The organism is Acinetobacter sp. YH12116, assembly GCF_013418895.1.
GTDB classification, from domain to species: Bacteria; Pseudomonadota; Gammaproteobacteria; order Pseudomonadales; family Moraxellaceae; genus Acinetobacter; species Acinetobacter indicus.
In genome coordinates this window covers 75,741-90,692 of the sequence record NZ_VPBE01000011.1, presented here as the reverse complement: position 1 = coordinate 90,692, position 14,952 = coordinate 75,741, and the positions used below count along the sequence as shown (strand labels likewise).

Sequence of the window (14,952 nt, the reverse complement as noted above, 5' to 3'; positions counted from 1 at the left end):
ATATTACTCTCTATTTTTAGAAAGTCAACATGCAATGTTGATTTTATTTCTAAACTTACCACCTAAACCAGAACTCAACCATTTTAGCTAAATCCTTGTTTATCAACAAGTTTTTATCAACATCACCACCAATGGATGTGCATTATAGGCGAAATATTTACGCTTGCAAGCCCTTTGATAAAAAAATTTAATCATCCGATTATTTTTTATTCATTTTACCTTTTTTAGCTATAAATTTCGGCCAAAAGTGTTTAAATACTCTCTTAAAATGTGCGCTGGGTCGAATGACCCTGCTTTCTCTTTTTTGCTTTCAGTATTCAAAGCACTAGGATCTTTTATGCGTCAACAACAATATGTATGGATTAGCCTGCTGACTTTAGGGATAGCCTCCCCTGCTTTTGCCAATGAATCTGCAGTAGACAGTTCTACCCGCACCACAGCAGAAGCAGACTCATCTGCAGCAACCAGCAAAGCCCCTTCACGCTTTGAATCCTTAAAAGAGCTGAAAAATATTAAAGCACAAGATTTGAAAGTGAATGCCAATGCCGCACAACCGGAAAGTGTTAAAGATCCACTACAACCTTTAAACCGTCAGGTCTATGCCTTAAATGATGTGTTAGACCGCAATATCGCCCGTCCGCTGGCTGTGCAATATACAGAAAAAGTTCCTGGCGATGTGCGTGGTTCTTATCGTAACTTCCGTAAAAACCTGGGTGAACCATGGAATGCAGTAAACCAGCTGATTCAGGGCCGTCCGCTCAGAGCAGCAAAAACGCTGGGCCGTTTTACTGTAAATACCATCACCACTTTAGGTCTGGCTGATCCGGCCCGTCGTTTGGGAATGGAAACCGAAGATGAAGATTTTGGCACCACTTTAGGCTATTTCGGGGTGCCGTCTGGCCCGTATCTGGTTTTGCCGATTATTGGCCCAAGTACCTTCCGTGATGGTTTTAGCCGTCTGGTTGACAGTCAGGCCCGTCCACAAAAATACATTCTAGAAGATCATGATGGACTGTACTGGACCGAGCAGGCTTTACGCGGCATTGATGCCCGTTCCCAGATTCTGGATGTAGAACAGGTGTTACAAGGGGATCGCTATGCCGCTATTCGTGATATTTACCTGCAGCGTAAAAACTTTGAAATTGCCGAGAAAAAAGGCTTAGAGGCCGAGAGCATTTCATTTATTGAAGATGTCGAAGACGACTACATCGAAGATGAAGAAAACTTTGATTCAGTTGCACCGCTCACTGAATAATTTGTAATACTTCTTTCTGGCGGGAAGTTCAACTTCCCCTAGTAATTCATTGATTGTTATAGTACATCTATCCCCTAAAGCGCATAGGATTATATTCTACATTTATGTATTTCATTCAGCCCACACGTGATATTCCCTATCTAGATCAGGTGATTGACACACTGCCCAGTGTGCAAATGATTCGCATAGATGACATCGACCTATATGATCAGACCATCATTGCCATTGCCGATGTGCAGGATTATTTAACCCATCGCTGGAATTTACCGACCATTGTTTTGGGCTTTGAAGATGAAGGGCTGGCCCTATCGCAAGCCTGGGAGCAAGGTGCTTTAGCCGGCTGGATCTGGAGCAAACTGCCGACAGAACCGCAGCAGGCCCTGCTTAAAATTGATGCGCAATATAAACGCAATCAGGACAGCCGTGATTTACCCTCGGCTGCAGAGTTACAAAAACGTTTACTGCCAAACCCAATTGAACTGGTCAATTATGAAATTGAAACCCTGTTTCAACCTTCCGCCTATTTATCTGGCGACTGGTTCGATTACTGGAAAATTAGTGACAAAGAGCTGATTTTTTATCTGGCCGATGTGTCTGGCCATGGGGTAACCAGCAGTTTATTAACGTCATGGATGGCGGCTTTTCATGGTCGTTCCAAAACCCCGCGCGAGTTACTGAAAAAACTCAACGGGATGCTGGTACAGGAAAATATTGAAAAGCATATCACCATGATTAGCGGGATTTTAAACCTGGAAACCCATCAGCTGCGCTGGTCCAGTGCCGGACATTATCCGCCTGCGATTATCTTTGAACCGAATCAGCCACCGAAAATTTTAAACACCAGCAGCTTCCCTTTGGGTCTGACCGAAGACCTGGAAGTAGAAGAATATGAATGCGTGCTGTCACGTCAGGCGCGCTTTATTATCTGTTCAGATGGTGCGCTTGAACCTTATGTCGGCGGACTCAATGAACAGTTTGAACAACTGGTCTATCACTTGCAGAATCAGTCCTTTAAAGCGCCAGAACACGTGGCCGATGATATTGCCATCCTCAGTTTGTGCCGACTGAATTAATCACTTAATCAACCACTTAAAACCATCCTTAGACTTATGTCCATAGCAGACACTTGAGTCTGTGGTGTCCCTATGGGATAATTTTATCTATCCTTCTCTGCAAATGGCATTTATATGTCAACAGGTCATGTTGAATACGCAAGTTTGGATGGAACGCATATTTTCAAGCTGATCGGCGAAGTGCGTGCCCAATCTTGTATCAGTTTAGACAAACTACTCAGTAAAATTGAACAGCAAACCAATGTGGTCGGCGCCATTGTCGATTTAACTCAAACCACATTTATTGACAGTACTGTTTTGGGTGTTTTGGCAAAACTTGGGCTGAAACTTAAACAGGTACATCAGATTCAGACGGTCATGCTGTCGACCAATCCGGACATCACCACACTGGCCAATAGCATGGGCTTGGGACAGGTGTTTGTGATTCTGAATTACTGTGGCGATCCGAGTGTCTGCACCCGTGCCCTGATTGAAGAGCATGTGACGCATAGCAATATGCTCTCGACCGTACTGGATGCCCACAAAACCCTGATGAAACTCAACGACAGCAACCAGAATATGTTTGAACCCCTGGTCAAACAGCTACAAAAAGAACAGGACAACTTGGAACAGGTGTCTAATCAGCAAAACGTATAATTTTCAGTTTGGGAGAATGCCTGCATGACTTTCGTTTCTGTTGCACAGATGAACTCGCAAAATGATATTGAAGCCAATTTCAACACAGTCGAGCAGCTGATTCAGCAGAGTAAAGCCGCCGGCAGTGAACTGCTGGTTCTTCCTGAAAATTTTATCTGTTTTGCTGCCGGCAAGCAGCGCGAAACTGCAGCCCAGTTTGAATCTATTCAACAACGTCTGGAACAACTGGCCCATCAGCATCAAATCTGGCTGGTGGCGGGTACCCTGCCGTGTCCATTCCGCCCGGATGGTTCAGTCATTGAAGATGGCCGGGTACGTACTGTCAGCCTGTGTATCAGTCCGGAAAAAACCGAAGCCCGTTATGACAAGATTCACCTGTTTGATGTACAGGTGGGTGATGCCGTCGGGGGTTATCAGGAATCCAAATTCTTTGAACCGGGCCAAGACGTTGTGGTGGCCAAAACCCCATTTGGCAATATTGGCCTGATGGTCTGCTATGACCTACGTTTCCCGGAACTGGCGCTAAAACTGCGTGCACAAGGCGCCAATCTTCTGACAGCACCTTCTGCTTTTACCTACACCACTGGCCAGATGCACTGGCAGCTGCTGCTACAAGCACGTGCCATGGACAGTCAGTGTCAGGTTTTAGGTGCTGCCCAGCAAGGCTGGCACGGCGAAAAACGTCAAACCTGGGGTCATTCTGGTGCGACCAATTCCCGTGGACAATTACTGGCCATGGTGCAGGACGAAGGCGCGCAACTGATTACAGTCGAATTTGACCTGAAAGAACAGCAACAGGTACGCGAGTCAATGCCTTTAATGCAGCATCGCGTGTTAGTCAATTATTAAGTCTTTCCATTAATCTCACTAATATTGTGATCGACGTAGGCTTGTAACTCAAATATAATAATGATTCTTATTTTCAACAAAAAATTATCCTGATGTTTAAAAGCGTGATCACCAGTCTGGGGCTACTGTGCTCAACACTGGCCTTGGCCGAGCTGAGTATTTCTGAAAAAATGCGTCCTGTGGTTTATTCTCAGGTCAATCCGGAGATGGCACGTCTGCCAGTTCCAGCCACACCGAATCAGATGAATCTTCCGGCCTTTGGACAGGGACTGATTGGCTGGGGCAGCGGCCCGGAAGGTGCGCAAGCGCGTTTAGATTCCATCACAGCTGCCGATGTGCATCAGATGCAAATTCAAGGTTTAACCCTGGAGATGGTGCAGGCCTGGCAGGCATTTTATACTCATGAAAGCCAGCGCAATCCCGGCAATCCGACAGCACCCTTACGCGCCCTCTTAATGCAAAAAATCGTCAGCCTGTGGTAGGGACTGACGATTTTTTTAAACAGGCTCTACAGCTCTGCTAGTCTGCCGCTTCATTGGTGACACGTAACACTTCTTCGACTGTGGTTTTACCGGCCAGTACTTTACGCAAACCATCTTCACGAATCGAACCAGATTGCTGGCGCGCATAGTTTTCCAGTTCATACTCTGCAGCATTGCCATGAATCAGGCGGCGCATGTGATCATCTACCGGTACAATTTCATAAATGGCGGTCCTGCCAGTAAATCCGGTATGCGCACACTGCTCACAGCCTTTCGGTTTCGGCAGGCGCAACATGGTTTCACTGCTAACAGGTTTAAACAGTTCTTTTTCAAAGTCATCGGCATCATGCCAGGTGGCACAGTGCGAGCACAAGGTTCGGACCAGACGCTGCGCAATCACACCAATCAGGGAACTGGACAGCAGGAAAGGTTCAATGCCCATATCTTTTAAACGGGTTACGGCACCAATCGCAGTATTGGTGTGTAAGGTTGATAATACCAGATGACCAGTCAGCGAAGCCTGTACCGCAATTTCTGCAGTTTCCAGATCACGGATTTCCCCGACCATCACCACATCCGGGTCCTGACGCAGCATGGCTTTTAAAGCACGCGCGAAAGTCATATCGACCTTGGTGTTGACCTGAGTCTGCCCAATCCCTTCCAGCTGATATTCAATCGGGTCTTCAGCGGTCAGAATATTTTTCGAGCCATCATTCAGGTCCGATAGTGCTGCATACAAAGTCGTGGTTTTCCCCGAACCGGTTGGACCAGTCACCAAGATAATGCCATGCGGACGATGTACCAGCTGTTTTAGCCGGTCATAATCATTTTGCATCAGGCCCAAATGGGTCATGTTCAGCCGTCCGGCCTGTTTATCCAGCAGACGCATCACCACCCGTTCACCATGCGAAGATGGCAAGGTCGATACCCGCACATCGACTTCACGGCCCGCCAGTCGCAGCGAAATACGGCCATCTTGCGGAATGCGTTTTTCAGCAATATCCAGTTTGGCCATGACTTTAATCCGCGATACCAGTAACGGCGCCAGCTCACGACGCGGCTGTACAATTTCACGTAATTGTCCATCTACCCGCAAACGCACCGATAAGCGTTTTTCAAACGATTCAATATGAATATCCGACGCACCGACCCGAATGGCTTCGGACAGCAGTGCATTAATTAGCCGGACAATGGGCGCATCATCTTCCTGATCCATTAAATCTTCGGCTTCAGGCACCGAGTCGGCCAGACTGAGTAAATCCGGATGATCTTCCAGACCTGCCGCAACCTGTTGTGATTCCCCGGTATCGCCGGCAAAACTGCTGCTTAACAGCTGATGAAATTCCTGATCGGTACATAACTGGAACTGGGCCGGATGCCCGAGAAAACGGCGCGCCTCCTGAATAGCCAGCAGCGGCGTATTTTCACGGCGCACGATAAAAGCATGATCCCCCTCATAGCGAATTAGCACGCCATGGCGTTTTGCAAAACTATAGGGAATTTGTAATTGTTTAAGTACTTGCATCAGCGATTATAATAATGATGAAAAAATCTCATTTGAGTGTACTCTAAGCTTATGACAGCGTGAAGTCTGTTTTTATGGTTTTAAATTGAAAGGAAGACGCCCTTGCCGCATCCGAATGAATTACTGAATCATGATGAATTGCCCGATTTAAAATGGTGGGGCGAACACGAGTTTGAGCTGCATCAGCCCAAAGCCTGGCAATTTGGCTCCCTACTGTTTCGTTTAACACGCGGCATGCAGGAGTGGCGTCTGGAATATCATCGTCCGCAGGTGCAGTATGACTATGAACAGCAATGGCATCGCATCAATGACCCGAATTTTTCCTTTCCGCAGCCGGTGAAAATTGAACGCTACATGTTCAAATCGACCACCAACAAACTCCAGCTGATGCCGCGTCTGGCAGACCGTTCAGTGGTGATTAAACCGGTCGATCCAATTTATATTCCGGCTGGCCAGCGTGGGACACTGTACATTAGTACCCCGTTATGGATTGCCGGCTTTGTCGATGGCCAGCGCGAGCCGATTTTTGATTTGCCGGTGATTTTGCCCAAAGATACCTGGTTTGGACCGAATCACCGTTATGGCGAAATCTGTTATGCCACCGCGGTGGATGGCCGGACCGAGCTGCACCAGCTACGCCCGCGCGCTTTTCGTGCCATTACGCCTATCGAGTTTCATAATATCAGCAACCAGCAATTGCGCTTTGACCGGATGAATGTACCGGTGCCGGCACTGCCGCTATTTTTTAGTGAAAGTACCGGACGTTTATGGACCTCCCAAATTAAAGTCTTGCACGAAGGCTCTGACCGGCCACCACGGGTACGAATTGAAAACCGTACCCCACCGCATGCCGGTGAAGTGATTTATGTGCATCCGCCACGTGAAACCGCGGGGGCGTTATTTAATATGTTTGATTCATTCTTCTAGGGAGTAGACATGGCCGATTCCAATATCCCTAAAGAAATTACCAATAGCCTGAAAGGGATTTTCACCAATATCAACACCGAGCGCCTGACTGAAATTCTGGTGGCGCTGGTGCTGTGCTTCTTAGGCTTTCTGGTGGCGCGTTTTGTCTCTAATGCCTTTATCCGCACCATTGGGAAACGCTTTAATGCGCATCAGAGTCTGGTCTGGCGTCGCGGGATTTTCTACTTTATTTTCCTGATTTTTGTGATGGCCAGCCTGAAAGAAGCCGGCTTTAAACTTAGTGTCTTCCTGGGTGCAGCCGGTATCTTAACCGTGGCGTTGGGTTTCGCCTCACAAACCTCGGCTTCCAACCTGATCAGCGGTCTGTTCCTGATTGGTGAAGGTTCCTTTGAAGTGGGTGACACCATCCAGATTACCCTCATTCGTGGTCATACCGTAGAAGGTGAAGTGATTTCGATTGACCTGCTCTCGGTGAAACTGCTCACCCAGGACAACGTGTATGTGCGTTTACCGAACGAACAGCTGATTCGGGCGCCAGTACACAACCTGTCCAAATTCCCGATCCGGCGGATTCCAATTACTTTGGCCATTAATTTCCATGAAGATATTATCAAGGTGCGTGAAGTGCTGCTGGATGTGGCCAATAAATATCCATTGGTGCTGGCCGATCCGAAACCTGCGGTGACAGTAACTGCCTTCCGAGAATCCTCAATTGAACTGCTGTTTGCGATCTGGTGCCAGCAGGAAAATTTCCTGCGAGTACGTGATGAAATGCAGGAACGGATTCGTAATGGCTTTGTCGATAACCAGATTGAAATTCCGGTACCGAAAATGGGCTTTGTCGATCATCCGCTGTCCCGACCGCTGGAAAATGCAGAGATTGATCAATATGCCAATGAAAAAGCCCTGAAACGTGAACCGGATGTAAAATAAACTTTGTAATATTAGCCTTCTCCACCAAGAGAAGGCTTTTTCTATTCAGAGGGTGAGCGTTCAACCGGTTGTTCTGGATCGGGCATTGGCGCAATATAGGCAATGATCAGCATCACCGCACCGGCGGCTAAAAAGGAAATGACCCGGGTTAAAGTGCCAATATGCGACAGATCAAACAGCACCAGCTTTAAGCTGACAATCACCAGAATACTGCCGCCCAGGACCCAGACCGAACGCAGCTGTTTGCGGCTGGCCCAGCTCATGGTAACAAATGCTAGGCTAACCCAAAGTAAAGTCAAACTCAGTTGTACCGTGCCATTACGCCACAGCGCCAGTTCATTCAGCGGCGTCCCCAAATACACATGCAAGCCACGCAGCACAATATAGCTACTCAGCCACAATAAACTCAGCACCATCAACACTGCAGCCATGCTGCGGTCCAGCCCGGCCTTAACCTGTAACGACAGCATCCATAAAAAGCCGACCAGCATGGCGATGCTGACCAGATCAAAAGGATTTAAGATGGGCAGCAGATAGCCATGAAACGCCTGCTGGCTTAACAGCTGCGAACAGATCATCCAGGCCAGCATCAACAGCAAACTGCTTCGGGCCTGCCAGAACATCTGCCATTCGGGCTGTGCCTGCCAGTAACACCAGCCGCAAAACAGCAGCGGCAAAATCACCATACTAATATACGGCTGCTGCGGTAATAAAGTCAGACTGGTCAGTAGCAGACTGAGTAAAGTACCGGCACTGACCCATTCCTTTTCGGTTCGCACACCCAAAAGTGGCCTCAACCAGAGCAGGCTGAGGATGATGCCAGCTCCGGCAAAGAACAGCCGCTCATTGAAAGATGCCCAGACAATACTGCCCTGTTGCATCCGCAGCATGACAATTCCTGCCGCAAACAGCAGCAAGGGAACCAAGCCCGACCATTTGCTGAATAGCCAGGCCACCCCGGCCTGACGGCGTAACAGGATTTCATTCACAACCCAATAGGCCAGACCTAGAGTCAACAAGCTCAGCACCGCACTCAGCTCGCCGGACCATTCATCCTGGAGCAGCACCAGCAACATGGTGGTCGCCAGCAACATCAGCAGACATTGAAAGCCAATCATACTGCTACTAAGTTGTTGCTGAAATTGCAGCCGGCTATTGGACAGCAATACCACGCCCACATAGCTCAGGCACAGCACCCAGAACATGGCGCGTGGAAATACAATCAGCTCCACCAGATAATACAGACTCGACAGTCCCGCCACGACCAGCAGGCCCATGGCCAGATACAGACTGATTTTGGACTGCCGCACCAGCCCCAACAGGAAAATCAGCAGGCCTTCAATGGCCCAGCCCATAACACTTTTTTCAGCTGGTAATAAAATCGGCGGAATTAAGGCCAGAAAAATTAAGGTCAGGCTTAAATAGCTGTGCGCAATTAGCTGTACCGTTTGATGGTGTCTGGACAATCGGTACAACACGGCGAACAGCAGTGCAAACAGCAGACTAAGCCCTGCCTGCCAGGCCGTGTCCTGAAAATGCATCACATATAAACCACTATAGGCCAGCAATGGAGCAGCAAAAATCAGCCCGATATCCAGCGCCGGCTTGAGCTTAAACTTGTCTAAGTCCTGCTGTGCCAATAACTGGCTAAAGCGGAAACCCAGCCAGATAAAGATAGCGGCATGTGCCAGAATCAGTACGGTCATCAGGTCACGGTCAGTATCGCTACCATGCACGAAGGCATAGCTGCCACCGACCAGCACGGTCATTAAAAAGGCAATCTGATTCAGAAACTTCCATGGCCGCAGGCTGCTGAGCACGGCCACCGCAATATTAATCACCAGATAATAGCCAATAAATTCAGGCGCAGTTGCATCACGCACCGGTAAGGTAAATGGTGCAAGATAGGCCATCACCATGGCCATTAACGCCAGTTCAACCGACTGCTGTCTTAAACTCAGCCATAACGTCAGGGCCATTAGCAGCAGAAAACAGCCACTGGCAATCAGCAAGTTTGGAATCACCGCATTGTAATAGGCAAAGAATAAGGTCAGACACAAGGCCGCCAGCCCGAGCCCTTCCAGCCCCAGAGCAAAACTGCGATTGCGCTGTTGCAGGCGATAACCCAGTCCGGTCACGGCAGCACTGCTCAGCGCGACCATGGCCAGTTTGGTGGCCAGGCTCAGCTGCCAATGTTCCGTGGCAAAACGCAGCAGCAGAATAATGCCGATCACCAGAATAGAAATCGCGGTTTTCAGCACCGGATTACCGTCAAAAATCCAGTGTTTGATTTGCTGGACTAAATTGGGAGCAGGCACTGGCGTAGCTTCAGCTGTTGCACTAAACGGTAAAGGCGGTATGTCCGGCTGTACCGAAGAAGCCGGCTGCGGCAAAAAATGCTGGGCCTGTTGAATGTGGCCCAAATACTGTTCCAGACGCCGCAGCCAGCGCAGAAAAAAGAAAATCCAGGCCGCAGCGCCAGCAGCAATCATCCAGCCCCAATCCAGCAGCCCACCGACCACGGCAATAATCGAGGAGAGATACAGCGGCACTTTGGAGGTGGCACGAAATGCAATTAACCTTTGTTCGCCTAGCGCCTGGGCCGGTTGCTGAATAGCATCGACATAGTGCATGACACTCATCAGCAGTGCAAAACCACAGACATAGGTCAGCAGTGGAAATGATAAAAACCACGCGCTGATGGCGACAATCATCAGGCTCATCAACCAGATCATGCGGATTTCGCTCTGCCCTCTCAGCATCTTGTTTTATTCCTTTATTAATTGTGCTGATCATACAACAACTTGCACAGTGCTTATTTTATATTCATCAGATATTCGGTAACCTGCATATACAATCATCACTCAGCGTGCGTGTGTAAAATCACGTACAATAAACAGGTTTTTTGGATTAGGAAACTTTCAATGCCACCATTTGTCTTGGTCGATGGGTCTTATTTTTTATTTCGTGCGTTTCACGCCTTACCCCCTTTAACCACGTCAACCGGTATACATACCAACGCCATCCGTGGGGCAATTTCCGCAATCCAGAAACTGATGCGCCGTACCCAGCCCACCCATATGGCGGTGATTTTTGATACCCCGGAACCAACCTTCCGTCACGAACTGTCACCCATTTATAAAGGTGACCGTCCAAGTATGCCAGATGAACTGTCACAGCAGATTCCTTATTTACACGCCTTAATTCGCGCACTGGGGATTCCTCTTTATATGCTGCCGGGTGCCGAAGCCGACGATATTATTGGCACGCTGGCCAAACGCGCCGAAGCCGAAGGTCATCAGGTGTTAATTTCCACCGGCGACAAAGACATGGCTCAGCTGGTGACCGACAAAGTTACGCTGGAAGACAGCTTCAAAGAAAAGCCAATGGATGTGCAGGGTGTCTTTGAGAAATTTGGCGTCTGGCCGAATCAGATTGTTGATTATCTGACCCTGATGGGCGATGCCTCGGACGGGATTATGGGTGTTCCGGGCGTGGGTGCTAAAACTGCCGCCAAACTGCTGACTGAATACGGCTCTTTAGGCGGAATTCTAGAAAATGTCGACAAAATTAAAGGTCGCGTTGGCCAGAATATTAAAGACAATGTCGATGGTATTGCCATTGATCATCAACTGGCCAGTATTGTCTGTGATCTGGACATGGGCCTGACCTTTGCAGACCTGAAACTGTGCGATCCAAATACCGAAGAATTGCGCCGCCTGTATACCGAACTGGAGTTCCGGAACCAGCTGCAGTCGCTCGATCATCCGAACAACCCGAACAGCAACAGCTACAAACAGGTCAGCCAGGCCATTAGCCAAACCCCAGCGGCCGCAGAAGTCGCTACTGAAGATCAGGCCCAGCTCAGCAGCAGTGAAGACCAGCTAGGTGAAGCCACCTATCATACGGTGTTAAGCCCGGCAGACTGGGATGCGCTATTCCAGCGTTTAAGCACCGCCACACGTTTTGCCTTTGATACCGAAACCACCAGCCTAGATTATCGGATTGCCCAGATTGTCGGCTTCTCGGTGGCTTTTGATGCTACGGAAGCCTTCTATGTGCCTTTGGCGCATGACTATGCCGGCGCACCGGAACAGTTAAACCGTGAAGCGGTGCTGGCGCAGATCAAACCGATTCTGGAAAATCCAGCGGTTGAAAAAATTGGCCATCATTTAAAATATGATGCGCATGTGCTGGAAAACCACGGCATTCACTTACAGGGCTGGTATTTTGACACCATGCTGGCCTCGTATGTCTTAAATTCTGTCGCCACCCGTCATGGGATGGATGATGTGGCACGTTTGTATTTAAGTCACCTGACCACCACCTATGAACAGATTGCCGGTAAAGGCGCCAAACAGAAAACCTTTAACCAGATCGAGATTGAAACAGCTGCGCATTATGCCGCCGAAGATGCACATGTGACGTATCGCCTGTATGAAGTGCTGAATGAAAAGTTACAGCGTCATCCGGAACTAAGCAATCTGCTGCATCATATTGAAATGCCGGTAGCACGCGTGCTAACCCAGATGGAAGAAAACGGCATCAAGCTGGATCTGAATTTCCTGGATCAACTAGGAGTAGAATTCTCCAATACCATGCTGCAACTGGAACAGCAGATTATTGAACTGGCCGGCCAGCCGTTTAATGTCAGCTCGCCAAAACAGGTTGGCGAAATCCTGTTTGAAAAACTGGGCATCAAAGGCGGCAAGAAAACTGCCACCGGCCAATACAGCACCAGTGAAAGCATTCTAGAAAAGATTGAGCACCCGATTGCCAGCCTGATTGTGGAATATCGCGGTCTGTCGAAACTGAAAAGTACCTATACCGATGGCTTGCAAAAACAGGCCAACAGCAGCAGCCATCGCGTGCATACCAGTTATCATCAGGCCCTCACCGCGACCGGCCGTCTGTCTTCCACCGATCCGAATCTGCAAAATATTCCGGTACGTATGGATATTGGCCGTCAAATTCGTAAAGCCTTTATTGCACCAGAAGGCCGCGTATTACTGGCTGCCGACTATTCGCAAATTGAACTGCGTTTAATGGCGCATTTCTCGCAAGATGACGCGCTGGTTGATGCCTTCAATCATGGTCAGGATGTACACCGCCGTACCGCAGCAGAAGTGTTGAATATTGCCCTGGAAGATGTCACGCCAGATCAGCGCCGCCAGGCCAAAGCGGTTAACTTCGGCCTGTTATATGGTATGTCCGAATTTGGTCTGATCCGTCAATTGGGCTTTACCCGGGAAGAATCGCAGAACTATATCAAGCAATACTTCCAGCGTTATCCGGGCATTTATGAATATATGCAGCGCACCCGTCAGGTGGCTCTGGAACAAGGCTTTGTTGAAACCCTGACCGGCCGCCGTTTATATACCCCGGATATTGATGCCCGTAACATGATGGTGCGTAAAGCAGCAGAACGTGCAGCAATTAATGCGCCCTTACAAGGCTCTGCGGCAGATATTATTAAAATGGCCATGGTGGAGGTAGATAAAATGCTGCCACGCCATCAGGCCAAAATGCTGCTACAGGTGCACGATGAACTGGTGTTTGAAGTCGATGCCAATGTCGCCGATGAACTGGCACCCAAACTGGCCGAAGTGATGCAGTCGGTGATTGAACTGTCTGTTCCGCTAGTGGTTGAAGTGGGCAAAGGCCAGAACTGGGATGAAGCACACTAAAGTCTTTCCACCTTCCTCCTCGGAGGAAGGCTGGGCTGAAGGTCATTTGCCTCTTGGGCGAAATATCAAGGTCTTCACCTCAAAACTTGAGCCATAAAAAAGGACTCAATTGAGTCCTTTTTTTCTTGAGCTGAATTTATTAGAAGCCGGTCAGCAAAACAATCGCCACCTGGTTCATCAGAATTTCAGCAATATACAAGGCCAGAAATGCCAGAATTGGAGACAGGTCAATCATGCCCATATTCGGCATGATCCGGCGAAACGGTGCCAGCAAGGGTTCTGCCAGCTCCTGCATCACTTCAATATAAGGCCCGCGTGACTGGGTAAACATCACTACCCAGCTTAAAATAATGGTGGCAAAAATCAGGTAACGACAGAAACGTAGCAGGTCCTGAATCATGGTCACAAAGGTGAGAATCAGCAGATGTACCGGGCCATTAGGCATCGCCCCGTTTAAATACATCATGCCGTAATTTTTCAGCAGATAAAGCACCACCAGCAGCGCCAATGCCGCCAGATTCACCCGGCCTTTTGCCACGGTCGGGAAAATACGGCTAAATACATCTACAATTTTCGTGGCCTTGATCGTAGACAACACCACCGGATTATAAGGACTCACCGCAGCCAGCTGCATGAGAAAACGGAAGAAGACGAGCAAAATCGCTACGTTAATGATGATGCCAAAAATTAGCGCAGAATTTGCACCCATACTTGAACGTTCCTAAAATTAAATACTTTATTTAATGCTGTCACTCAGCTCGGCAGCCAGTTCCTGACTGCGTGTTTTGGCAGCCGCCAACGCCGCCTGAATATTCTGCGACACTTGCGCACGGTCAAACACTTCCAACGCTGCCTGCGTGGTCCCGTTTGGAGAGGTCACGTTTTTACGCAGCTCTGCCGGGGTATTGGAACTGGTAATTGCCATTTGTGCCGCACCCAACGCAGTTTGCAAGGTTAAAGCCGTTGCCACTTTTTCATCCAGGCCCAAATTTTTGCCGGCACGAATCATACTTTCCATCATATAGAAAAAGTAAGCCGGGCCAGAACCGGATACTGCCGTGACTGCATCAATTTGCGCTTCAGAGTTTACCCAAATTGTTAAACCCGTGGCAGCCAAAACCTGACTTGCCAATTCACGGTCTTTGCTATCGACCGCATCATGCGCATATAAACCATGCGCACCAGTTTGTACCAGCGCCGGGGTATTTGGCATCACCCGTACCACACGGTCGGTATCGAGCAATGCCGAAATGGTAGCAATTTCTGCACCAGCAACAATCGAAATCACCAGTTTGCCTTCAAACTGCCCTTTTAGCGGTTGCAGCACGCTGGCCAGTACCTGCGGTTTGACCGCGAACACCACAATATCGGCATCACGAATGGCAGCCTGGTTGTCTTCGGTCACATGTACATCTTTTTCTTCCAGCAACAAACGGATTTTTTCGACCGGATCAGCAACTGTAATACGCGTTGAAGGCATGCCACGTGCAATCAGACCGCCAATTAAGGCCTGCGCCATATTTCCGCCACCAATAAAACTAATATTACAATTTAACACTGCACTCATGATTCACACTCTTGGTTG

The 14,952-nt window shown here is 48.7% G+C and carries 12 protein-coding genes; 8 read left to right on the top strand and 4 right to left on the bottom strand.

All coding sequences use genetic code 11. The annotated features are described in order from the left end of the window. Window positions 1-337: 337 nt before the first annotated feature. From FTU54_RS08675 to FTU54_RS08655, 5 genes are all read left to right on the top strand, one after another. Entirely contained in the window at window positions 338-1,255 is a 918-nt protein-coding gene (locus tag FTU54_RS08675; RefSeq protein WP_180046213.1) for a VacJ family lipoprotein, read from the top strand. A 104-nt stretch (window positions 1,256-1,359) separates the two neighbouring features. Next, the gene (gene gigA, locus FTU54_RS08670; RefSeq protein WP_104472728.1) at window positions 1,360-2,328 is read left to right on the top strand and encodes an RsbU family protein phosphatase GigA; all 969 of its coding nucleotides are present in this window, start codon (window positions 1,360-1,362) and stop codon (window positions 2,326-2,328) included. Between the two features lie 114 nt (window positions 2,329-2,442). Continuing rightward, window positions 2,443-2,964 carry an anti-anti-sigma factor GigB gene (gigB, locus tag FTU54_RS08665; protein ID WP_104472729.1) on the top strand — a complete coding sequence of 174 codons (522 nt, stop codon included), beginning with the start codon at window positions 2,443-2,445 and terminating at the stop codon, window positions 2,962-2,964. A gap of 24 nt (window positions 2,965-2,988) precedes the next feature. Next, the gene (locus FTU54_RS08660) at window positions 2,989-3,813 is read left to right on the top strand and encodes a carbon-nitrogen hydrolase family protein (protein ID WP_005182522.1); all 825 of its coding nucleotides are present in this window, start codon (window positions 2,989-2,991) and stop codon (window positions 3,811-3,813) included. Window positions 3,814-3,905: 92 nt separating this feature from the next. Then, entirely contained in the window at window positions 3,906-4,295 is a 390-nt protein-coding gene (locus tag FTU54_RS08655; RefSeq protein ID WP_168383403.1) for a DUF4951 domain-containing protein, read from the top strand. A gap of 37 nt (window positions 4,296-4,332) precedes the next feature. On the opposite strand, the gene gspE is transcribed toward FTU54_RS08655, so the two are convergent. After that, window positions 4,333-5,820, bottom strand: a complete 1,488-nt coding sequence (gene gspE / locus FTU54_RS08650; protein ID WP_075167381.1) for a type II secretion system ATPase GspE — start codon at window positions 5,818-5,820, stop codon at window positions 4,333-4,335. 123 nt (window positions 5,821-5,943) lie between these two features. Here gspE and FTU54_RS08645 point away from each other — a divergent pair, with 123 nt between their 5' ends. Continuing rightward, window positions 5,944-6,747: a hypothetical protein gene (locus FTU54_RS08645; RefSeq protein WP_034598323.1), complete on the top strand. Its 804-nt coding sequence runs from the start codon at window positions 5,944-5,946 to the stop codon at window positions 6,745-6,747. Between the two features lie 9 nt (window positions 6,748-6,756). After that, complete coding sequence (locus FTU54_RS08640) at window positions 6,757-7,680, top strand: mechanosensitive ion channel family protein (protein WP_005182510.1); 924 nt, start codon at window positions 6,757-6,759, stop codon at window positions 7,678-7,680. 41 nt (window positions 7,681-7,721) lie between these two features. Here FTU54_RS08640 and FTU54_RS08635 read toward each other — a convergent pair whose 3' ends face one another. Next, complete coding sequence (locus tag FTU54_RS08635; RefSeq protein ID WP_180046214.1) at window positions 7,722-10,442, bottom strand: DUF2339 domain-containing protein; 2,721 nt, start codon at window positions 10,440-10,442, stop codon at window positions 7,722-7,724. A 162-nt stretch (window positions 10,443-10,604) separates the two neighbouring features. Here FTU54_RS08635 and polA point away from each other — a divergent pair, with 162 nt between their 5' ends. Next, on the top strand, window positions 10,605-13,367 hold the full coding sequence (polA, locus tag FTU54_RS08630; protein ID WP_127799096.1) for a DNA polymerase I: 2,763 nt from the start codon (window positions 10,605-10,607) through the stop codon (window positions 13,365-13,367). Window positions 13,368-13,506: 139 nt separating this feature from the next. Here the strand turns inward: polA and FTU54_RS08625 are convergent, their stop codons facing one another. Both FTU54_RS08625 and proC read right to left on the bottom strand, forming a co-directional pair. Continuing rightward, on the bottom strand, window positions 13,507-14,076 hold the full coding sequence (locus tag FTU54_RS08625; RefSeq protein WP_180046216.1) for a YggT family protein: 570 nt from the start codon (window positions 14,074-14,076) through the stop codon (window positions 13,507-13,509). 27 nt (window positions 14,077-14,103) lie between these two features. After that, window positions 14,104-14,934 (bottom strand): pyrroline-5-carboxylate reductase, encoded by an 831-nt coding sequence (gene proC / locus FTU54_RS08620; RefSeq protein WP_005182498.1) that lies wholly within the window; start codon window positions 14,932-14,934, stop codon window positions 14,104-14,106. Window positions 14,935-14,952: the final 18 nt, after the last annotated feature.

What these genes read in the sequence shown, in the direction of transcription:
- FTU54_RS08675 (WP_180046213.1), top strand. Translation starts at nt 338, where the DNA reads ATGCGTCAACAACAATATGTATGGATTAGCCTGCTGACTTTAGGGATA.
- gigA (WP_104472728.1), top strand. Translation starts at nt 1,360, where the DNA reads ATGTATTTCATTCAGCCCACACGTGATATTCCCTATCTAGATCAGGTG.
- gigB (WP_104472729.1), top strand. Translation starts at nt 2,443, where the DNA reads ATGTCAACAGGTCATGTTGAATACGCAAGTTTGGATGGAACGCATATT.
- FTU54_RS08660 (WP_005182522.1), top strand. Translation starts at nt 2,989, where the DNA reads ATGACTTTCGTTTCTGTTGCACAGATGAACTCGCAAAATGATATTGAA.
- FTU54_RS08655 (WP_168383403.1), top strand. Translation starts at nt 3,906, where the DNA reads ATGTTTAAAAGCGTGATCACCAGTCTGGGGCTACTGTGCTCAACACTG.
- gspE (WP_075167381.1), bottom strand. Translation starts at nt 5,820, where the DNA reads ATGCAAGTACTTAAACAATTACAAATTCCCTATAGTTTTGCAAAACGC.
- FTU54_RS08640 (WP_005182510.1), top strand. Translation starts at nt 6,757, where the DNA reads ATGGCCGATTCCAATATCCCTAAAGAAATTACCAATAGCCTGAAAGGG.
- FTU54_RS08635 (WP_180046214.1), bottom strand. Translation starts at nt 10,442, where the DNA reads ATGCTGAGAGGGCAGAGCGAAATCCGCATGATCTGGTTGATGAGCCTG.
- polA (WP_127799096.1), top strand. Translation starts at nt 10,605, where the DNA reads ATGCCACCATTTGTCTTGGTCGATGGGTCTTATTTTTTATTTCGTGCG.
- FTU54_RS08625 (WP_180046216.1), bottom strand. Translation starts at nt 14,076, where the DNA reads ATGGGTGCAAATTCTGCGCTAATTTTTGGCATCATCATTAACGTAGCG.
- proC (WP_005182498.1), bottom strand. Translation starts at nt 14,934, where the DNA reads ATGAGTGCAGTGTTAAATTGTAATATTAGTTTTATTGGTGGCGGAAAT.